At 57.6% G+C, this 19,342-nt stretch carries 17 protein-coding genes; 7 read left to right on the top strand and 10 right to left on the bottom strand.

Features of this window, described 5'->3' with window-relative positions; genetic code table 11:
* Positions 1–3 precede the first annotated feature (3 nt).
* Positions 4–1,431, bottom strand: coding sequence for an MFS transporter (locus ABLV66_RS18650; protein ID WP_315709640.1), 1,428 nt, complete (start codon positions 1,429–1,431; stop codon positions 4–6).
* Between the two features lie 109 nt (positions 1,432–1,540).
* On the opposite strand from ABLV66_RS18650, the gene ABLV66_RS18645 reads away from it, so the two are divergent.
* Both ABLV66_RS18645 and ABLV66_RS18640 read left to right on the top strand, forming a co-directional pair.
* Positions 1,541–2,410: a helix-turn-helix transcriptional regulator gene (locus tag ABLV66_RS18645; protein ID WP_348876513.1), complete on the top strand. Its 870-nt coding sequence runs from the start codon at positions 1,541–1,543 to the stop codon at positions 2,408–2,410.
* A 24-nt stretch (positions 2,411–2,434) separates the two neighbouring features.
* A complete protein-coding gene (locus ABLV66_RS18640) occupies positions 2,435–3,472 on the top strand; it encodes a DUF2339 domain-containing protein (protein WP_289577336.1) in 1,038 nt (345 codons plus the stop codon).
* A gap of 471 nt (positions 3,473–3,943) precedes the next feature.
* On the opposite strand, the gene nfsB is transcribed toward ABLV66_RS18640, so the two are convergent.
* The 3 genes from nfsB to ABLV66_RS18625 all read right to left on the bottom strand — a co-directional run bounded on the left by nfsB (position 3,944) and on the right by ABLV66_RS18625 (position 5,667).
* Positions 3,944–4,597, bottom strand: a complete 654-nt coding sequence (nfsB, locus tag ABLV66_RS18635; protein WP_015367810.1) for an oxygen-insensitive NAD(P)H nitroreductase — start codon at positions 4,595–4,597, stop codon at positions 3,944–3,946.
* A gap of 120 nt (positions 4,598–4,717) precedes the next feature.
* Entirely contained in the window at positions 4,718–5,086 is a 369-nt protein-coding gene (locus ABLV66_RS18630) for an MmcQ/YjbR family DNA-binding protein (RefSeq protein ID WP_348876512.1), read from the bottom strand.
* Positions 5,086–5,667 (bottom strand): TetR/AcrR family transcriptional regulator, encoded by a 582-nt coding sequence (locus ABLV66_RS18625; protein WP_047049409.1) that lies wholly within the window; start codon positions 5,665–5,667, stop codon positions 5,086–5,088. Before ABLV66_RS18625 ends, ABLV66_RS18630 begins: the two co-directional genes overlap by 1 nt.
* 173 nt (positions 5,668–5,840) lie before the next feature.
* Here ABLV66_RS18625 and ABLV66_RS18620 point away from each other — a divergent pair, with 173 nt between their 5' ends.
* Positions 5,841–6,956: an MBL fold metallo-hydrolase gene (locus tag ABLV66_RS18620; RefSeq protein WP_165430629.1), complete on the top strand. Its 1,116-nt coding sequence runs from the start codon at positions 5,841–5,843 to the stop codon at positions 6,954–6,956.
* Between the two features lie 32 nt (positions 6,957–6,988).
* A complete protein-coding gene (locus ABLV66_RS18615; protein WP_015367806.1) occupies positions 6,989–7,330 on the top strand; it encodes a RamA family antibiotic efflux transcriptional regulator in 342 nt (113 codons plus the stop codon).
* A 57-nt stretch (positions 7,331–7,387) separates the two neighbouring features.
* Here the strand turns inward: ABLV66_RS18615 and ABLV66_RS18610 are convergent, their stop codons facing one another.
* Positions 7,388–7,636 (bottom strand): DUF1158 domain-containing protein, encoded by a 249-nt coding sequence (locus ABLV66_RS18610; protein WP_015704686.1) that lies wholly within the window; start codon positions 7,634–7,636, stop codon positions 7,388–7,390.
* A 501-nt stretch (positions 7,637–8,137) separates the two neighbouring features.
* Between ABLV66_RS18610 and ABLV66_RS18605 the strand changes: the two genes are divergently transcribed.
* Positions 8,138–10,861: a cation-transporting P-type ATPase gene (locus ABLV66_RS18605; RefSeq protein ID WP_047078600.1), complete on the top strand. Its 2,724-nt coding sequence runs from the start codon at positions 8,138–8,140 to the stop codon at positions 10,859–10,861.
* A 44-nt stretch (positions 10,862–10,905) separates the two neighbouring features.
* Here the strand turns inward: ABLV66_RS18605 and ABLV66_RS18600 are convergent, their stop codons facing one another.
* A complete protein-coding gene (locus ABLV66_RS18600; RefSeq protein WP_047078599.1) occupies positions 10,906–11,634 on the bottom strand; it encodes a phosphodiester glycosidase family protein in 729 nt (242 codons plus the stop codon).
* Positions 11,635–11,682: 48 nt separating this feature from the next.
* Positions 11,683–12,798: a YbdK family carboxylate-amine ligase gene (locus ABLV66_RS18595; RefSeq protein ID WP_047049401.1), complete on the bottom strand. Its 1,116-nt coding sequence runs from the start codon at positions 12,796–12,798 to the stop codon at positions 11,683–11,685.
* A 36-nt stretch (positions 12,799–12,834) separates the two neighbouring features.
* Between ABLV66_RS18595 and ABLV66_RS18590 the strand changes: the two genes are divergently transcribed.
* Complete coding sequence (locus ABLV66_RS18590) at positions 12,835–13,215, top strand: hypothetical protein (protein ID WP_512173805.1); 381 nt, start codon at positions 12,835–12,837, stop codon at positions 13,213–13,215.
* A 112-nt stretch (positions 13,216–13,327) separates the two neighbouring features.
* Here ABLV66_RS18590 and betA read toward each other — a convergent pair whose 3' ends face one another.
* The 3 genes from betA to betI are packed head-to-tail and all read right to left on the bottom strand — an operon-like array spanning position 13,328 to position 17,084.
* Positions 13,328–14,992 carry a choline dehydrogenase gene (betA, locus tag ABLV66_RS18585; RefSeq protein WP_045392819.1) on the bottom strand — a complete coding sequence of 555 codons (1,665 nt, stop codon included), beginning with the start codon at positions 14,990–14,992 and terminating at the stop codon, positions 13,328–13,330.
* 14 nt (positions 14,993–15,006) lie between these two features.
* Positions 15,007–16,479 (bottom strand): betaine-aldehyde dehydrogenase, encoded by a 1,473-nt coding sequence (gene betB / locus ABLV66_RS18580; protein ID WP_063414782.1) that lies wholly within the window; start codon positions 16,477–16,479, stop codon positions 15,007–15,009.
* 11 nt (positions 16,480–16,490) lie between these two features.
* On the bottom strand, positions 16,491–17,084 hold the full coding sequence (betI, locus tag ABLV66_RS18575; protein ID WP_213797384.1) for a transcriptional regulator BetI: 594 nt from the start codon (positions 17,082–17,084) through the stop codon (positions 16,491–16,493).
* Positions 17,085–17,212: 128 nt separating this feature from the next.
* Here betI and betT point away from each other — a divergent pair, with 128 nt between their 5' ends.
* Positions 17,213–19,246 carry a choline BCCT transporter BetT gene (gene betT / locus ABLV66_RS18570; protein WP_015704693.1) on the top strand — a complete coding sequence of 678 codons (2,034 nt, stop codon included), beginning with the start codon at positions 17,213–17,215 and terminating at the stop codon, positions 19,244–19,246.
* Positions 19,247–19,342: the final 96 nt, after the last annotated feature.

Here is a 19,342-nt window from a genome sequence, read left to right as displayed (position 1 = left end):
GAATCAGGACGCCGTCGCCGCCGGCTGCAGGTTCAGGTGATGGCGCAGCCAAAGGGCTATAGCGCCCAGCAGCAGCATCATCGCCACCTCGACCAGCAGGAAGACGATCAGCGCCAGCGCATAGTCGCCACCGCCGCGCTGGGCCAGGGTCAAGAACAGCGAGCCAAGAATGGCCGGCCCCAGGCCCAGCGTCGCCTGCTGCAGAGTACTGAGGATGGCGCTACCGGCACCGGCGTCGCAGGCGCGAATGTCCCGCATCCCGATACGATAGAAACTGTTGACGATTAACGCCTGACCATAGCCGACTAGCGCGGTGGAGGGCACCAGCGCCAGCGTCGTGGTCCGCAGGCCAAGTTGATAAAAGGTGGCGCTCAGCAGCAGCAGGCCGCTAATCTGTACCGCCAGGCCTATCAGCAAAATGCGCCCCATGCTGTAGCGGGCGATAAGCTTCGGCGCGTACAACGCGGAGATAAAATAGGCCACCCCGAGAGCAATAAAACTGTTGCCGGACTGCCACGGCGCCATCCCAAGCCCGGCCTGCATGGTCAGCGCCATACAGAACATAAAGCCGGACCAGGCGCTGAAGAACAGCAGCGCGATAGCCATCCCAAAGCGGATACTGGTGAGCTTTAACAGCCGCGGCGGTAGCAGCGGTTGCTCGCCGCGCTGCTGTTTACGCAGCGCGCTCAGGCGCATCCAGCCGAGCAGGGGGAGTACGGCCAGCAAAAGCAGCTGTAGCTCCCATGGCCAGTGCAGTTCCGGCCCCAGCGCCATCGGGAACAGCAGGCAGCAGAGGATTAACGCCAGGCTGAAAGTTCCCTGCCAGTCGATGCTGGAATGGCTTTCGCGGCGGGTTTCCGGCACATAGCGGCGGCTAAAGGCCAACACCAGCAGGCAGATAGGCACGTTGATAAAGAAGGCGTTGCGCCAGCCGAGCCCGGCGATATCGGCGGAGACCAGCCAGCCGCCGCCCATCTGGCCGACGATAAACGCGATGCCGCCGATACCGCCGTAGAGGCTGATCGCCCTGGCGTGAGCGGTGCCTTTCAGGGTGACGTGCAGGGTGGCGAGGATCTGCGGCACGATCAGCGCCGCGCCGGCGCCTTGCAACGTTCGTGCGGCGAGTAGGGCGTTAATGGAGTTAGCCATTCCGCATAGCAGCGAGGCGATGCCGAATACCGCCACGCCCCAAAGAAACAGGCGGCGGCGCCCATAGTTATCGCCCAGTTTGCTGCCCATCGCCAGGCAGACGGCAAAGGCCACGCCGTACAGCGCGACGATAAGCTCCAGTTGGGTGGCGCTGGCGTCGAGGGAGTGGGTGATCGAATCCAGCGCCACGTTGGTTATCGAGGTATCAATTAACGGCAGCATCTGGCCGGTCAGTAACAGCAGTAAGCCGGCGCGGCCGGGTGAAACAGCAGACGAATTCATCGGATCTCTCCATTGCGTCATTCAGCGGATGGCCGTAGCATCTCCGATTAATTAAACGGGTACCAGTTCCTGTCTATACTGGTATTGGTACTACCATGTTGGAGGAATAATGACGCTAATACTGCAACGTGAGGCGCTGAATCTCGCGCCCGATGATAGCCGTAAACAGCTGGGGGCATTTCTGCGCGCCCGCCGCGAAAGCCTTGACCCGCAGCGTCTCGGCCTGCCGCGCGTCGGGCGGCGGCGGACGCCGGGGCTGCGCCGGGAGGAAGTGGCGATGCTGGCGGACGTCGGCGTGACCTGGTACACCTGGCTTGAGCAGGGGCGGGAAGTGAATCCGTCGGCGGCGGTATTAAGCGGCGTGGCCAGCGCGCTTCAGTGCAGCCCGCTGGAGACCCGTCATCTGTTCGTTCTGGCAGGCTTAACGCCCCCAGAGAATACGCAGGCCACGGTCTGCGAGGGGATAAGCCCCGGAACCCGACGCATGCTTGATAGCCTGATGCCGCAGCCCGCCAGCATTCAGAAACCGAACTTTGATATCGTCGCCTGGAATGACAGCTTTTGCCGTCTGATAGGCGTTGATTTCGCGACGATTGCCGAAGAAGACCGCAATTGTATCTATCTCTATCTCACCTGCGAAGCCTGGCGTAGCCGCATTGAAAATCGCGACGTGTTGCCGACTTTTGTTTCCTATTTTCGCGCGGCGATGGCTGAGCATCGCGGTTCGCCAGAGTGGGAAGACAAGCTGGCGCGCTTTTTCGCCGCCTCAGCGGAGTTCGAAGCGCTATGGCACCAGCGCTATGAGGTGCGCGGTGTCGAAAATCAGGTGAAAAATTTCAACCATCCGCAGCTCGGACGCTTTAGCCTGCAGCAAATGTACTGGTATTCCGCGCCGCGCAACGGTTCGCGTCTGCTGGTCTATTTACCGCTGGATAAAACCGGAGAACAGGCGCTGGCCTGGCTGGATCAACAGGGCTAAGCCCGCAATGGACAAGGAACGCTTATGAACGTCACCCGCAAACAACAGCGGATTATTCAACGCGCAATCGAGCAATGGCAACAGGAGGGGGTCCTGAACAGCAGCGACGGCCAACGGCTATCAGCGTCGCTATCTGTCCGTGCTTTCGACTGGCAGCGCCTGAGCCGCTACGCCTTCTGGACCGCGATAGCCTGCGTACTGATTGCGCTGGGCAGCCTGTTCGCCGATGCCGAACTGATTGCCGCGATTATCAATCTGTTCAGCGACTCCGCTGTCGCGCGCATTATCCTGCCGACGCTGCTGGCCATCGCATTTTATTATTGGGGGTTCCGCCGTCAGCGTCGCGAAGCGCAGTGGCACTATAGCACCGAGGCGATTTTGTTCCTCGGCGTGATCTGCACCGCCATTGCCCTGTGGCAGCTAGGCGATCGGCTGGACGACGGCAGCGGCCACGTGGCGCCGCTGATACTGCTCGGCTGCGCGATTTACGGCCTGATAGGGTATTTCGCCCGTTCCGGGCTGGTGTGGCTTTTCTTTCTGCTGGCGCTGGGGAACTGGTTTGGCGCGGAAACCGGCTATGTATCAGGCTGGGGTGCCTACTGGCTGGGGATGAGCTTCCCGATTCGTTTCGTGCTGTTCGGCGGCGTGCTGCTGGCGCTGTGCTACTTGATGCAAAATGTGTTACGCCAGCGGCAGTTGTTTACCGTCACTAAGGCGATGGGGCTGACCTGGCTGTTTGTCGCGTTGTGGATCCTGTCGATATTCGGCAACTACGATTCCGAGAGCTGGTATGGGGTCAGTCAGGCGCAACTGCTGCCGTGGGGACTGCTGTTTGCGCTGGCGGCGGTGATCTGTATTTATATCAGCCTGAAAACCGACGATGGCATGCTGCGTGGGTTTGGCCTGACGTTTCTCGCCATCAACCTCTATACCCGCTTTTTCGAATTCTTCTGGTACAGCCTGCACAAGGTGGTGTTTTTCCTGATCCTGGCGGCATCGCTGGCGATGATTGGCCGCTACGCCGAGCGGATCTGGCACGCCGGCGAGGGGGAGAAAAAGTAACCCTCCCCGGTGGCGCTAACGCTTACCGGGGCTACCAACCGAGTACTGGACCGTAGCCCTTGTTATCGGTTTTCGACTGCTTCGCTCCTGGAAAAACGGTTGTTCTGCGCTGTTTCCGAGACATTGCGCTCCCGATAATTCTTCTGCGTTATGTCTCTCATGGTGCAGGGAGCGCACAGAGGGCGGCCAGTCGCCGCCGCCCTCTGTACTCCCGGGCTCTGGCCGCCAAAATCGCCACTTCGTGGTGCATTCGACTTATCCCGGCAGGCTCCGGGTCGGGCCGAGGCAGCGTCCCTGCAAATCACGGCCCTCAGCCCGCATTCATGCGGGCTGCCCCGGCCTTCCGGGAACGTCTCAGCGATTTTGAGGCCACCAACACCAGCAGTTTCAGTCAGCATTGATGCGGTTGTAACGGGGGTAGCCCGGATAAGGCGCAAAGCGCCGCCATCCGGGGAGGGCAGCGCGCGGAGATTAGATCTCGGTGATGGTTGTGGACTGCGGCAGGCGGGATTTCGGCAGCGCGGCGTTGAAGTCTTCCACGCTGTGATGACCGACCGGCACGACGACCACGCTGGTATAACCTTGCGCTTTCAGGCCAAACTCTTCGTCGAGGATAGCGAAATCGACGCCTTCGATCGGCACCGCATCCAGCCCCATTGCCGCCACGCCGAGCAGGAAGTTGCCCACGTTAAGATAAACCTGCTTCGCCATCCACTGATCGTCATCTTTCAGCTCTTTGCGGTGCATATCGGCAAAGAAGGTGCGGCCTTTGTGGTTGCCGGCTTTGGCTTCCGGAGTGGCAAAACGGCCATCGGCGTCTTCCTGATCAACGACTTTTTCCAGCCACGCATCGTCCATCGCGGTTTTCGCACAGAACACGACAACGTGGGAAGCGTCGAGGATTTTACGTTCGTTGAACACGTAGGTGCCGCTGGCCGCTTTCGCGACGCGGGCTTTGCCTTCATCGCTGCTGGCGACGATAAAGTGCCACGGCTGGGAGTTGGTGCTCGACGGGCTATATTGCAGCAGCGTTTTCAGGTTTTCCGCCTGTTCGGCCGTCAGCTTTTTCGCCGGATCAAAGGCCTTAGTGGAGTAACGTTTTAAGGCAACTGAGATAATATCCATGACTCTTCCTCACAATTTTCAGCCCCTTACGGGCACATTTCGTGGGAGGAAGAGTACAGCGATGCGCGGGAAATGATAAGAGTGAAAAATGCGATAACACTTATCGCATTTATTTGAAAATCAGCCGGGACGCAGCCGACGTTGGTCTTTTTTCGCCAGCTTATCCACCACCAGATTCCACGAGTCGTCAATAAGCTCGGCAAGTAAATCCTCGCTGATATCCTCGCCCGGCACCACGGTGATCCAGTGCTTTTTGTTCATGTGATAGCCCGGCTCGATACTGCGGTAAATTTGCTGATTGAGCAGCGATTTTTGCGGATCGGCCTTCAGGTTGACGATTGCCCGCCCGCGAAGGGTCATGGTTAGCATGAAGATACGCCCGCCGACTTTAAACACGTCATACTCCGGGCCAAACGGCCAGCAGTGCTCAGTGAAAGGGTAGGTCAGCGCGATACGCTGCGCGTGATGGTGTAGCGCTTTGTTATCCATTAATGCTCACTCTCATGCAGCGCATTCCACATCGCCTCAAAACCGAGAGCGATAAGCTCACGGGCGCGCTGCGGATCGTGGCTGGCGAACTCGATGGTGGTCTCGGCCAGCGACAGGAACAGGGCATCGCCGAAAGCGCGATAGGCGTCGCTAAGGAAAACCGCTTTCACCGATAGTTGGCACATCTCGTTAAGCTCGGGAAAACTCTCTTTGACCAGGCTGCGGGTTTCATCGGTGATGCGTTCGCTCAATGCCATACGGCGAATGGCGCGATATTCCATAGGGTTACGCATCCCCCAGTCGATATAGCTGTTCCAGATATTGCGCGCGTTTTCCTTTGGGCGTTTTTCGTCAGGGTTGAGCCCGGCGATCATGGTCTGCACCAGGCGCAGCTTAATAGCGAGGTATAACTCGTTGAGCAACTCATCTTTGGTGGCGAAATAGCGAAACAGCGTCCCCTCGGCAACCCCCGCGCTGCGGGCTATCGCCGATGTTGAAGCGGCAATGCCGGACTGGGCGAAAGCGGCCGTAGCGGCTTCCAGTAACGCTTGTTTTTTATCTTCACTCTTAGGACGAGCCACTACATTTTACCTCGCTGAAAGTTAAACCCCGATCTAATCACGGCGGACCGCGCAACTGCAACGGCAGATGTCAAAAATTGAAAATAGGCTTGACGATTTTCTACTCCTTCCTAATAATGAGTGCTTACTCACTCATAATCAAGTTATATCATAAAGTCCCCTGGATGGGGCTTTTGTCTGGTCAGGATATGAACCGTGTCACCTTTAGCGTGGTCGCCATTATGTTATTAGCAGCAACAACGACATTGCCGTTTGTTCTCAATGCCGGTTTTGGCAAAGCGCCAAAGGGTGCGCAGCTTAGTCTTGTCGAACAGTCGCCGAATTACCGTGACGGCCAGTTCCATAATCAACTGCCGACGCCAGGATTCACCGGCCAGAAAAACATGCTGGCCGCGTGGTGGGATTTCCTGGTGACTAAGCGAGAAAACGCACGCCCGCTGCAGCCGTTGCCGCTGGTGAATACCGATCTTGCCAGCCTGCCGTCTGGCGAAGACGTGATGGTCTGGCTTGGCCACTCATCGTGGTATCTGCAGCTGGCGGGGAAACGTATCCTGATCGATCCGGTATTTAGCGATTATGCCGCGCCGTTCTCTTTCATCAATAAGGCCTTCCCCGGCGACTACCCGTGGAACGCGCAGCGGATGCCTGAGATCGATGTGCTGATAATTTCCCACGATCACTATGACCATCTCGACTACGCCACCATCAAAGCGCTGATGCCGAAAGTTAAACGCGTGGTGACGCCGCTCGGCGTCGGCTCGCATCTGCGCTACTGGGGAATGGATGCGGCGATCATTGATGAAATGGACTGGAATCAGGCGGTAAAAATCAGCGATGAACTGACCGTACACGCGCTGCCGGCTCGCCATTTTTCCGGTCGCGGGCTGAAACGCAACCAGACCTTGTGGGCCAGCTTCCTGTTCGTCACCCCGCAGCAAAAGATTTATTACAGCGGCGATAGCGGCTATGGCCCGCATTTTAAGGCGATTGGCGAGCAGTTTGGTCCTATCGACCTGGCGATCATGGAAAACGGTCAATATGACCAGGACTGGAAGTACATCCACATGATGCCGGAAGAAACGGCGCAGGCCGCCGATGATTTACGCGCCCGGTCGGTATTACCGGGGCATGCCGGACGCTTTGTGCTGGCAAAACACAGCTGGGACGATCCGTACCAGCGGCTGGCGGCAGCCAGTGAAGGACGTGAGTGGCGTTTAGTCACGCCAATGCTGGGCGAACCGGTGTGGGTCGCTGATAAGACACAATCATTTAACGCCTGGTGGCGCTAACCGCCAGAGTGGTTCAGGAGGAGAGAAGAGATATGAATATATCCGCTCAGGTGATTGACACTATCGTGGAATGGATTGATGACAATCTGCATCAACCGCTGCGAATTGATGATATTGCGCGCCATGCCGGGTATTCGAAATGGCATCTGCAACGGCTGTTTTTACAGTACAAAGGGGAAAGTCTCGGGCGCTACATTCGCGAGCGTAAACTGCTGCTGGCGGCGCGCGACCTGCGAGATACCGACCAGCGGGTTTATGATATCTGCCTGAAATACGGCTTTGATTCGCAGCAAACCTTCACCCGTATCTTTACCCGTACCTTCAATCAGCCGCCGGGCGCGTATCGCAAAGAGAACCACAGCCGTGCGCACTGAGCGCCGGCCGCATACCAGTCCGCCTTTATCGGCGGGCTTTTTTTTCTCTCTTACTGCTTAATCTGCCAGTGAGAACCAGCGGCGCCATACCCAGCGTAATACCAGGTACTCGACGACTCCCAGCGCTAAGAACCACAGGCAGAAGATCAAGGTATAGAGCTGGTTGAGATCCATCAGGTGGAAGGATGTGACTAGCTTTTGCGCCAGCGTCAGGCCGAGCGAGGGCGCCGGCAATAGCAAGCAAGAAATCAGGGCTAACAGCAAAATGCCGGCGGCGGATAATAGCGTTTCCAGCGGGTGTTTCATTATGATGTTAATCTTCAGTTAAAAAACATATTGTCCGGTAAAAAGTCCGTTAACGCAATATGCTTTATCCGCTGATTAATTTACGTCATTCATATTATTTCTAATACTATTAATTAAAACCCCTCTGTTAATTTATTGAGTAATATTTGTGATTAAGTTAATTGCATCGTGATGTAAATTACCGTCATTTATTACCCCAGCATTTTTACAAAAGTATAAGTACTATATCCCACAATTGTGGCGATAATGATTGCCAGTACGACATACAGCGCCAGACGGCGCCCGCGGTAGATTCCAAACATGTTTTACCTCGTTTAGAAATGGTTTAGAAATACTCTGTGATATTTGTTTTTCAGAACCAACTTACCATGTATTTTTAAATTTGCGAGTAAATAAATGTTGTGGCTGGATAATTTGATCTTGCTCGCAAAACGCATTAATTCATTGGCCAGAAATGATTTCAGGCTTTCCGATTCACGGAATTTAAAAGGAAACTTTATTTTGACCAGCATGATTAATCCCCACAACATCACGCCCTCGGGCGACGTCGCGCCGCAGCAGGCTTATCAGCAAACAGTCGAGGCGGTACTGGCGCAAAAAAAGAGCCATGCCGACGGTCTCAGCACCGCTGAAGCCGCCGGTCGCCTGAAATCATACGGCCCTAACGCGCTGCCGGAAAAGAAAGGCAAACCGGCATGGCTGCGTTTTCTCGCCCACTTCAACGATGTCCTGATTTACGTCCTGCTGGCCGCTGCCGCGCTCACCGCGGTGATGGGCCACTGGGTCGATACTCTGGTTATTCTCGGCGTTACCGTCATTAATGCGTTGATCGGTCATATTCAGGAGAGCAATGCCGAAAAATCGCTGCAGGGGATCCGCAACATGCTCTCCAGCGATGCCCGCGTGCTGCGCAACGGCAAGCATGAAACCATCCCCACCCGTGACCTGGTGCCGGGCGATATTGTTATTTTGCGCGCCGGCGACCGCGTTCCGGCGGATCTGCGCCTGATTGAAAGCCACAATCTACGGGTCGAAGAGGCGATCCTCACCGGCGAGTCGACGGTGGTGGATAAAACCACCGTGACGCTACAGGGCGAACTGCCGTTGGGCGACCGCACCAATATGGTCTTCTCCGGCACCACTATCAGCGCCGGCAGCGGCGTCGGTGTGGTTACCGCTACTGGTCAAGAGACCGAGCTAGGCCACATCAATCAGATGATGGCGGCTATTGAAAAGCACCGTACTCCGCTGCTGGTGCAGATGGATAAACTGGGGAAAGCGATTTTTGTCATCATCCTCGCGATGATGGTGGCGCTGTTCTTCTTTAGCCTCGCACTGCGCGACATCCCGCTTGGCGAGCTGCTGCTGTCGCTGATTAGCCTCGCGGTGGCGGCAGTACCGGAAGGACTGCCGGCGATTATCTCGATTATCCTGTCGCTCGGCGTACAGACGATGGCGCGTAAGCGGGCGATTATCCGCAAGCTGCCGACGGTTGAAACGCTTGGCGCGATGACCGTGGTGTGTTCGGATAAGACCGGCACCCTGACCATGAACGAGATGACGGTGAAAGCGATCATCACCGCCGACTGCTGCTACCGCGTTGAAGGCGACAGCTATGAGCCGCAGGGGCACATTTTCCAGGAGGGCAGCGACGAGCCGGTGGTGGTCCAGCCGGGCAGCGTGCTGGAAACCTACCTGCGCACCATCGATCTGTGCAATGACAGCCAGATCGTTCAGGACGAACGTGGTCTGTGGAGCATCACCGGCGGCCCGACCGAAGGGGCGCTGAAGGTATTAGCGGCGAAAGCCCAGTTAGCGCCGGTCGTCACCCGGCTGGTGGCGAAAATTCCGTTCGACTCGCAGTACAAATACATGGCCACCCATCAGCAGATTGGCGATGAGGAGCGGGTACTGATTACCGGCGCGCCGGATGTCATCTTCGCCCTGTGCGGCCAGCAGATGAGCAAGCAGGGGCCAATGCCGTTTGACCGTCAGTACTGGGAAGACGAAATGGCGCGCTTTGCCCGCCAGGGGTTACGGATGGTTGCCGCCGCCTGCAAACCGGCAGCCGTCGGCAGCGCCGCGTTGACCCACGATGACCTGAGGGAAGGGCTGGTGTTCCTCGGCATCGCCGGAATGATGGATCCGCCGCGTCCGGAGGCGATTGACGCGATCCACGCCTGCCAGGCCGCCGGGATCCGCGTGAAGATGATCACCGGCGACCACCCGCAGACGGCGATGAGCATCGGTCAGATGCTGGGGATCGCCAACAGCCGCCAGGCGATGACCGGCTATCAGCTTGAGCATATGGATGATGCCGAGCTAGCGAAGGCGGCGGTGGAGTTTGATATTTTCGCCCGTACCAGTCCGGAGCATAAGCTGCGTCTGGTAAAGGCGCTGCAGGATAGCGGCGAAGTGGTCGGCATGACCGGTGACGGCGTTAACGACGCCCCGGCGCTGCGCCAGGCCGACGTGGGCATCGCCATGGGCATTAAAGGGACCGAGGTGACCAAAGAGGCCGCCGATATGGTGCTCACCGACGACAACTTCGCCACCATCGCCAGTTCGGTGAAGGAGGGGCGTCGCGTCTACGACAACTTGAAAAAGACCATCCTGTTCATCATGCCGACCAACCTCGCGCAGGGGCTGTTGATCATCATCGCGCTGCTGGCGGGCAATATTATTCCGCTGACGCCGGTGCTGATTTTGTGGATGAACATGGCGACCTCGGCCACGCTCTCCTTCGGCCTGGCCTTTGAAGCCGCCGAGCGCAACGTGATGAACCGTCCGCCGCGTAAGACCGGCCAGCACGTGATGGATGGGTTCGCCGTCTGGCGCGTCGCTTTTGTCGGTTCGATGATTGCCGTCGCTGCTTTTATTCTCGAAGCCTGGCTGGCGCCGCGCGGCCACAGCGCCGAGTTCATCCGCACCGTGCTGCTGCAGATGCTGGTGACCGCGCAGTGGGTCTATATGATTAACTGCCGCAGCAGCGACAGTTTCTCCCTGAACAAAGGGTTGCTGCGCAACAAAGGTATCTGGCTGGTGACCGGCGTCCTGTTGCTGATGCAGCTGGTCATCATCTATGTACCGCTGATGCAGAATATGTTCGGCACTGAGGCGCTGCCGCTGCGCTACTGGTTCGTGACTCTGGTGATTGGTGTGGCTATGTTCCTGGTGGTTGAAATTGAGAAGCGGCTGACCCGCCGTTTCCGTAAAGCTGCCTGATCCCCTCCGGCGCCCCTTCAGGATTGAGCGGGCGCCATTTTCCTTTAGCCTGGTTTTTTGATTTCCACCGCGATCATGGTGACGAACGGATGGTACTGCCACGGTATGCTGCCGCCCTTTTGATACATTTTTGAGATGGTGCCGTCGAGGTAGAGCATCTGGCGCACGTGGAGTTTGGACTGCGCGTAACAGGCGAAATCGTAGAAATTGGTTTCACGCTCGCTAAGCATAAATACCACCCGTCCCTGCTTATCAATGCCGACGCCGTTGCGCAGTTTGCGCGAGCTGGCGGAGGGCTTCAGCCGCCAGTTGATGGCGCCGTTTTCAATCAGCATTGGCCCGGACTGCACGGCGTAGGTTATCTCAGGCGATGGCTTAAAGTTGTTGATAGGCGTTATTCCCGCCCGCTGGCCCTTCAGCCAGAATACGCCGCCGGGGCGGATGAAAAAGTTGCCGCCGCCGGAGGCGCGGTTGATCGGCTTTAGCAGCTCGCCGTTTTCGATATACAAGCCCAGCGGTTCGTAGGCCTTATCGTATATCCCGCCGTTCATCGCCATCTGGACGCTGCCGTCTTTATCGATATCGGACAGCAGCGAGCGCAACGATCCCCAGGCTTTACCATTTTGCTTTTGCCAGTACATCACGATGCGCTCCTGCTGCGGATTAACCGTATAGCTTTGCAAGGTCAGCGTCGGGTCGGTGAGCGTACAGGCGGCATGGGTAAAAGCGGTGAAGGGAAGAAGCGCAAGAGGGATCAGGCGGCGTAATAACATGAACATTCCTTTTAAATATCCTGCGCCGAGTATACCCGTTTCGCTTCCTTATGCCGCCCAAATCTCGCAATGCTTTTGTACCAGACCAATCAGCGAACCGCCGTTGGCGATGAATTCGCGCATCTGCTGCGCTTCGCTGATGGGGGACCTGGCCTGGCGCACAACCGACTCCAGCGCCGCGCTGGCATGCACCTTGTGGGCAAAAGGCGCCAATCGGTCGGCCAACTGCAGAATGTTCGCGCGGATGCTCTGCTGTTCGCCGGACCAGACATCGGTTATCACCCCGTCGAGGCCGTAGCGACAGGCCTGATAGCGGTTGAAAGGGTAGAGGAGGTAATCCTCCGGTTGATGTTTAAATGGCCGTTCGCTTAACAGCCAGCAGGCCAGCGTCTGGATAAATCCGGCGATATTCACCGCCTGGCCTATCGTCAGCGGCGTATCCATTACCCGCACCTCGACGGTACCGAACACCGGGCTCGGGCGGATATCCCAGTGCAGATCCTTCATGCTGTCGATCATGCTGGTGTAGCTCAGGCGGCGGAATAAACGCTGAAAGGCCTGCCAGTTCTCAACCCACGGCATTGGCCCGTTATCGGGATAGGAAGAGAAACGATTCAGACGCGAACAGGCAAAGCGGCTGTCGGTGCTGTCGAACCACGGCGAGGCGGCGTTGAGGGCAATAAAGTGAGGTACAAAGCGTGACAGCCCGTGCAGCAAATAGATGGCGTCATCGCCGTTCTGACAGCCGACGTGAACGTGCTGGCCAAATACCGTCGCCTGCTTTGCCAGATAGCCGAAGTGCTCGACGGTTTTCACATAGCGCGGATTATCGCTGATTTGCTGGCGCTGCCAGGCGTGGAAAGGGTGCGATCCGCCGCCGCAGATCTGCAGATGGTGACGGAGAGCGGCGCGCTGTACCGCCTGATGGATGGCGCCGAGCTGTGCGGTGGCGTGGCTAATATCGCGACAGATGCCGGTGGCTATCTCCAGCATGCTTTCGGTGATGTCGTGTTTAGCCTCTCCCGTCGTTAGTTCACTTTGCACATCGGCAATCAGCGTGGAGGCATCCTGGCTGAGGTCGTATCCCGGCGGGTTGACGACCTGCAACTCCAGCTCAATACCAAGCGTAAAAGGCGCTGAGACGTGAAAATCGGGTAGCGTCATCGTCTTCTCCTGTCCCCGCTTAAACTGCAAGTATAGGTGAAGCGCAGAGAGTGCGGGCGGGATGAGAAAACCCCGGTGGCGCTGTCGCTTACCGGGGCTACAGCGCTGTGCGATTTGGTAGCCCGGATGAGCGTAGCGCAATCCGGGAAGGCCGGGTGGCATATTGCTGACACCGGTGCTGGTGGCTTCAAAATCCCCGGTGGCGCTGTCGCTTACCGGGGCTACAACGTTGTGCGGTTTGGTAGCCAGGATGAGCGTAGCGCAATCCGGGAGGCCGGGTGGCATATCGCTGACACCGGCGCAGGCGGCTTCAAAATCCCCGGTGGCGCTGTCGCTTACCGGGGCTACAACGTTGTGCGGTTTGGTAGCCCGGATGAGCGTAGCGCAATCCGGGAAGGCCGGGTGGCATATTGCTGACACCGGTGCTGGCGGCTTCAAAATCCCCGGTGGCGCAGTCGCTTACCGGGGCTACAGCGCTGTGCGATTTGGTAGCCCGGATTAGCGCAGCGCAATCCGGGGACCTGCTCGTTTAGCGGCGAACTGGCGCGTCGCCGGCGACATAGTAGGCCGCGGTGCTACGCGGTAACGGCTGACGCCCGCGAATGGCATCGGCCATCTTCTCGCCAATCATGATCGTGGTGGCGTTCAGGTTGCCGGTAATAATCTGCGGCATAATCGACGCATCGACCACGCGTAACCCTTCCAGACCGTGGACGCGGCCTTCTCCGTCGACCACCGCCATGTCGTCGTACCCCATCTTACAGGTGCCGCACGGGTGGAACGCGGTTTCGGCGTGATTACGCACAAACTCATCTAACTCCGCATCGCTCTGGCACTCAACGCCAGGACTGATTTCGCGCCCGCGATACTTATCCAGCGCCGGCTGGTTCATGATTTCGCGGGTAATACGGATGGCGTCGCGGAACTCCTGCCAGTCCTGTTCGCTCGACATATAGTTAAACAGGATTGCCGGATGGGCATGCGGGTCGCGCGATTTCAGGCGCACATGGCCGCGGCTTGGTGAACGCATCGAGCCAACGTGGCACTGGAAACCATGCTCTTTAACGGCATTAGAACCATTGTAATTAATCGCCACCGGCAGGAAGTGGTACTGAATATTTGGCCAGGCGAATTCCTCGCGGCTGCGGATAAATCCACCCGCTTCGAATTGATTGCTGGCGCCGATCCCGGTGCCGCCGAACAGCCATTCCGCGCCGATTTTCGGCTGGTTCCACCACTGTAGCGCCGGATACAGCGACACTGGCTCTTTGCACTCGTACTGCAGATACATCTCAAGATGATCCTGCAGATTTTCACCCACGCCGGGCAGGGCGTGGACCAGCGGAATATCAAACTGGCGCAGTAGCTCCGGGTTGCCGACGCCGGAACGTTGCAGAATTTGCGGCGAGGCGATGGCGCCGGCGCACAGCAGCACTTCCTTATTGGCTGTCGCTTTTGACGGCGCGCTGCTATCGCCTTCCAGCCACTCGACGCCGACGGCGCGTTTGCCGTCAAAAATAATGTGATCGGTCATGGCATGGGTGCGGATGGTCAGGTTCGCACGGCTGCGGGCCTGATCGAGATAGCCGCGGGCGGTGCTGGCGCGACGCCCCTGCGGCGTCACGGTGCGATCCATCGGGCCAAACCCTTCCTGCTGATAACCGTTGAGATCGTCAGTGCGCGGATAGCCTGCCTGCACGCCGGCTTCCACCATCGCATGGAACAGCGGATTATTATTCTGTTTCGGCGTAGCGACGCTCACCGGGCCGTCGCCGCCGTGATAGTCGTTAGGGCCGATATCGCGGGTTTCCGCTTTTCGGTAATAGGGCAGGCAGTCGAGGTAGCTCCAGTGTTCCAGCCCCGGCGCGGCGGCCCAGTTATCAAGGTCCATGGCGTTGCCGCGGATATAACACATGCCGTTAATCAGCGAGGAGCCGCCGAGACCTTTACCGCGTCCGCACTCCATGCGGCGGTGGTTCATATAGGGTTCCGGTTCGGTCTCATAGGCCCAGTTGTAGCGTTTGCCCTGCAGCGGGAAAGCCAGCGCGGCGGGCATCTGGGTGCGGAAATCAAAGCGGTAATCCGGACCGCCCGCTTCCAGCAGCAGGACGGTGGTGTTGGGATCTTCCGTTAAACGCGTCGCGAGGACGTTGCCGGCGGAGCCGGCGCCAATAATGATGTAGTCAAACTGCAAAAATGACCTCCTGGTTAAAATATGGATTGAAACTGACCCATCTCAACCTGGATGGATTTCACTTGGGTATAGCTCTGTAGCGTCATCACGCCGTTTTCTCGGCCAATGCCGGAGTGCTTATAGCCGCCGACCGGCATTTCCGCCGGCGATTCGCCCCAGCTGTTGATCCAGCAAATGCCCGCTTCCAGCTGGTGGATGATGCGGTGAGCGCGGTTCAGATCCGGCGTGACGACGCCAGCGGCAAGGCCGTACTCGGTGGCGTTGGCGCGGCGAATCACTTCCGCTTCGTCGTCATAGCTGAGAATCGACATCACCGGTCCGAAGATCTCTTCGCGCACGATAGTCATGTCGTCGGTGCAGTCCGTGAAGACCGTCGGAGCGACCCATGCGCCATTATCGAAGCCTTCGCCTTTGAGCACATCGCCGCCGCACAGCAGGCGAGCGCCTTCGCTTTTGCCGCTCTCGATATAGCGCAGGACATTCTGGCGATGCGGGAAGCTGACCAGCGGGCCGAAGTTGGTATCGTCGGCAAACAGGTCTCCGGCGCGGATACGGCCCACGCGCTCCAGGATCTTGTGCTCAAATTCGGCTTTAAATTTCGCGGGCACAAACACGCGGGTGCCGTTGGTGCAGACCTGACCGGAGCTGTAGAAATTGGCCATCATGGCGATATCGGCGGCGAGGTCGAGGTTGGCATCTTCCACGATAATCAGCGGTGATTTACCGCCTAGCTCCATGGTCACCTCTTTTAAAGAAGAGGCGGCGGAGTTGGCCATGACTTTTTTGCCGCTGGCGACACCGCCGGTGAAGGAGATTTTGGCGATGTCCGGATGCTCGGTCAGGTACTGGCCGGTTTCGGCGCCGATCCCCGGCAGGACGTTGAAGACCCCATCCGGCAGACCCGCTTCGCGGTAGATTTCCGCCAGCTTCAGCGCGGTGAGCGGAGTGACTTCGCTTGGTTTAAAGATCATCGCGTTACCGGCGGCCAGCGCCGGGGCCGATTTCCACAGCGCTATCTGGATCGGGTAGTTCCAGGCGCCGATACCGGCGACCACGCCAAGCGGTTCACGGCGGGTGTAGACAAAAGAACTGTCGCGCAGCGGGATCTGGCTGCCTTCCAGCGCCGGGATCAATCCGGCGTAGTACTCCAGTACATCGGCGCCGGTCACGATATCGACGGCGGCGGTTTCGCTCAGCGGTTTGCCGGTATCAAGCGTCTCCAGACGCGCCAGCTCATCGTTACGTTCGCGCAGAATATCAACCGCTTTACGCAGGATCCGCGAGCGCGCCATCGCGCTCATCGCCGCCCAGACTTTTTGCCCCTGTTGGGCGCTTTTTACCGCACGGTCGACGTCTTCACGCCCGGCGGCCTGGACGGTTGCCAGCACTTCCCCAGTGGCAGGGTTGATGGTCTCGAAAGTTTTACCGCTGGTGGCGGCGACAAACTTGCCGTGAATATAAAGCTGCTGTTCGGCCATTCGGGACATGGTTTCCTCCATTATTGCGAAGTCGGTGGCAGATACTGCCTGATGAAATGGTCCGCGAGCGCCTCAGCGCGGGCTTTGTCGAGCGGTTTACCGCTTAACGCCGCACGCAGCCACAGGCCATCGATCAGCGCCGCCAGGCCATAGCCCGCTTCCTGCGCCTGCTCGCGCGGCAGCTGGCGCTGAAACTCATAGACGATATTCGATAACAAACGCTTACTGCTGACCTGCTGCAGGCGGTAGAGCATCGGCTGGTGCATACTGCTGGCCCAGAAGGCAAGCCAGGCCTTCATCGCCGCGCTGCTTATCTGGCTGTCGTCGAAATTGCCGGCGACGATGGCCCGCAGACGCCGTTCAGCGCTGGCGCCGGGTAGCGCCCGCAGCCGCTGTAACACCGCATGACGTAGCTGGCCGGTGATGTCGCGCATCGTCGCCTCCAGCAGGCCGTTTTTGTCCTTGAAATAGTGGCTGATGATGCCCGTCGATACGCCCGCCCGGCGGGCGATCTGCGCGATGGTGGCGTCATGCATGCCGACCTCATTAATCGCCGCCAGCGTAGCGTCAATCAGCTGTCGCTGACGTATCGATTGCATCCCCAGTTTTGGCATTTCCCGGACTCCATTCATCAGATTTGTTTATCTATTAAAGCGGTTTTTGATTGGACGTTCAATATAAAATGTGTCTTAATTGTTACCGATTTGCTTTTTAATAGTTGCAATAAATGTAAGGAGAATGGATGACAGACCTTTCGCCGAGCAGAGAAAAGGACAAAATCAATCCGGTGGTTTTTTACACTTCCGCAGGACTGATTTTGTTGTTTTCCCTGATGACTATCTTCTTCAGCGATTTTTCCGCGGCCTGGATTGGCCGTACCCTGAACTGGGTTTCTAAGACATTTGGCTGGTATTATTTACTCGCCGCCACGCTGTATATCGTGTTCGTCGTCTGTATTGCCTGTTCGCGCTTTGGCTCGGTGAAGCTGGGGCCGGAACACTCGAAGCCGGAGTTCAGCGTGCTGAGCTGGGCGGCGATGCTGTTTGCCGCCGGTATCGGCATCGACCTGATGTTCTTCTCGGTCGCCGAACCGGTCACGCAGTATATGCAGCCGCCGGAAGGGGCGGGGCAGACCATGGAAGCGGCGCGCCAGGCGATGGTGTGGACGCTATTCCACTACGGCCTCACCGGCTGGTCGATGTACGCCCTGATGGGAATGGCGCTGGGATACTTTAGCTATCGTTATAATTTGCCGCTCACCATCCGCTCCGCGCTCTATCCTATCTTCGGGAAAAAGATTAATGGCCCCATCGGCCACAGCGTCGATATCGCCGCGGTGATCGGTACGATTTTCGGCATCGCCACTACCCTCGGTATCGGCGTGGTGCAGCTCAATTACGGTCTGAGCGTGCTGTTCCATATTCCTGATTCCCTAGGAGCAAAGGCGGCGCTGATTGTATTGTCGGTGATTATCGCCACCATTTCGGTGACCTCCGGCGTGGATAAGGGCATTCGCATCCTTTCCGAGCTCAACGTGGTACTGGCGCTGGGGCTGATCTTATTCATTCTGTTTATGGGCGATACCGAGTTCCTGCTCAATGCGCTGGTATTGAACGTCGGGGATTACGTCAATCGCTTTATGGGAATGACGCTAAACAGCTTCGCCTTCGACCGCCCGGTTGAATGGATGAATAACTGGACGCTATTCTTCTGGGCCTGGTGGGTGGCGTGGTCGCCGTTTGTCGGCTTGTTCCTGGCGCGTATTTCGCGCGGGCGCACCATTCGCCAGTTTGTGGTCGGTACGCTGATTATTCCGTTCACTTTCACCCTGCTGTGGCTGTCGGTATTCGGCAATAGCGCGCTGTATGAAATTATTCACGGCAATGCGGATTTTGCCGCCGAAGCCATCGCTCACCCGGAGCGCGGTTTCTATAACCTGCTGGCGCAGTATCCGGCGTTTACCTTTAGCGCCTCGGTCGCCACCATTACCGGCCTGCTGTTTTACGTCACCTCAGCGGACTCCGGCGCGCTGGTGCTCGGCAACTTCACTTCGAAGCTGAAGGATATTAATAGCGATGCGCCGAACTGGCTGCGCATCTTCTGGTCGGTGGTGATTGGCCTGTTGACCCTCGGTATGCTGATGACTAACGGCATTTCCGCGCTACAGAACGCGACGGTGATCATGGGGCTACCGTTCAGCTTTGTGATTTTCTTCGTGATGGCGGGGTTATATAAGTCATTGAAGGTGGAAGATTATCGCCGCGAAAGCGCCAATCGCGACACTGCGCCGCGCCCGCTGGGCGTGCAGGATCGTCTGAGCTGGAAAAAGCGCTTGTCACGCTTAATGAACTATCCTGGCACGCGCTATACCCGCCAGATGATGGAGACGGTGTGCTTCCCGGCGATGGAAGAGGTAGCGCAGGAGTTGAAGCTGCGCGGCGCTTACGTTGAGCTGAAAAGCCTGCCGCCGGAAGAGGGCGATAACCTTGGTCACCTCGATCTGCTGGTGCATATGGGCGACGAACAAAACTTCGTCTACCAGATTTGGCCGCAGCAGTACTCGATTCCCGGCTTTACCTACCGGGCGCGCAGCGGCAAATCGACCTACTACCGTCTTGAGACTTTCCTGCTGGAGGGGAGTCAGGGCAATGACCTGATGGATTACAGCAAAGAGCAGGTGATCACCGATATTCTCGACCAGTACGAGCGGCACCTGAACTTTATTCATCTACACAGGGAAGCGCCGGGGAATAGCGTCACCTTCCCTGGAATGTAAACCCGCTTTTACCAGGGCGTCATGTAATAAATGACGCCCTTTTCTTGCAATCTAATACATTGTCAATTTACAGCTTTAATTATTAAATAGCCATTT

The sequence above is a fragment of the Klebsiella sp. CN_Kp073 genome, from assembly GCF_040065495.2.
Taxonomy (GTDB): Bacteria; Pseudomonadota; Gammaproteobacteria; order Enterobacterales; family Enterobacteriaceae; genus Klebsiella; species Klebsiella aerogenes.
The sequence above is the reverse complement of the archived record's forward strand: the minus strand, read 5'-3'. Positions and strand labels throughout refer to the sequence as shown.

Coding starts and splice junctions, on each gene's coding strand:
- ABLV66_RS18650 (WP_315709640.1), bottom strand. CDS start 1,431: ATGAATTCGTCTGCTGTTTCACCCGGCCGCGCCGGCTTACTGCTGTTA.
- ABLV66_RS18640 (WP_289577336.1), top strand. CDS start 2,435: ATGAACGTCACCCGCAAACAACAGCGGATTATTCAACGCGCAATCGAG.
- ABLV66_RS18615 (WP_015367806.1), top strand. CDS start 6,989: ATGAATATATCCGCTCAGGTGATTGACACTATCGTGGAATGGATTGAT.
- betB (WP_063414782.1), bottom strand. CDS start 16,479: ATGTCCCGAATGGCCGAACAGCAGCTTTATATTCACGGCAAGTTTGTC.
- ABLV66_RS18630 (WP_348876512.1), bottom strand. CDS start 5,086: ATGGATAACAAAGCGCTACACCATCACGCGCAGCGTATCGCGCTGACC.
- ABLV66_RS18595 (WP_047049401.1), bottom strand. CDS start 12,798: ATGACGCTACCCGATTTTCACGTCTCAGCGCCTTTTACGCTTGGTATT.
- ABLV66_RS18600 (WP_047078599.1), bottom strand. CDS start 11,634: ATGTTATTACGCCGCCTGATCCCTCTTGCGCTTCTTCCCTTCACCGCT.
- betI (WP_213797384.1), bottom strand. CDS start 17,084: ATGCCAAAACTGGGGATGCAATCGATACGTCAGCGACAGCTGATTGAC.
- ABLV66_RS18610 (WP_015704686.1), bottom strand. CDS start 7,636: ATGAAACACCCGCTGGAAACGCTATTATCCGCCGCCGGCATTTTGCTG.
- ABLV66_RS18645 (WP_348876513.1), top strand. CDS start 1,541: ATGACGCTAATACTGCAACGTGAGGCGCTGAATCTCGCGCCCGATGAT.
- nfsB (WP_015367810.1), bottom strand. CDS start 4,597: ATGGATATTATCTCAGTTGCCTTAAAACGTTACTCCACTAAGGCCTTT.
- betT (WP_015704693.1), top strand. CDS start 17,213: ATGACAGACCTTTCGCCGAGCAGAGAAAAGGACAAAATCAATCCGGTG.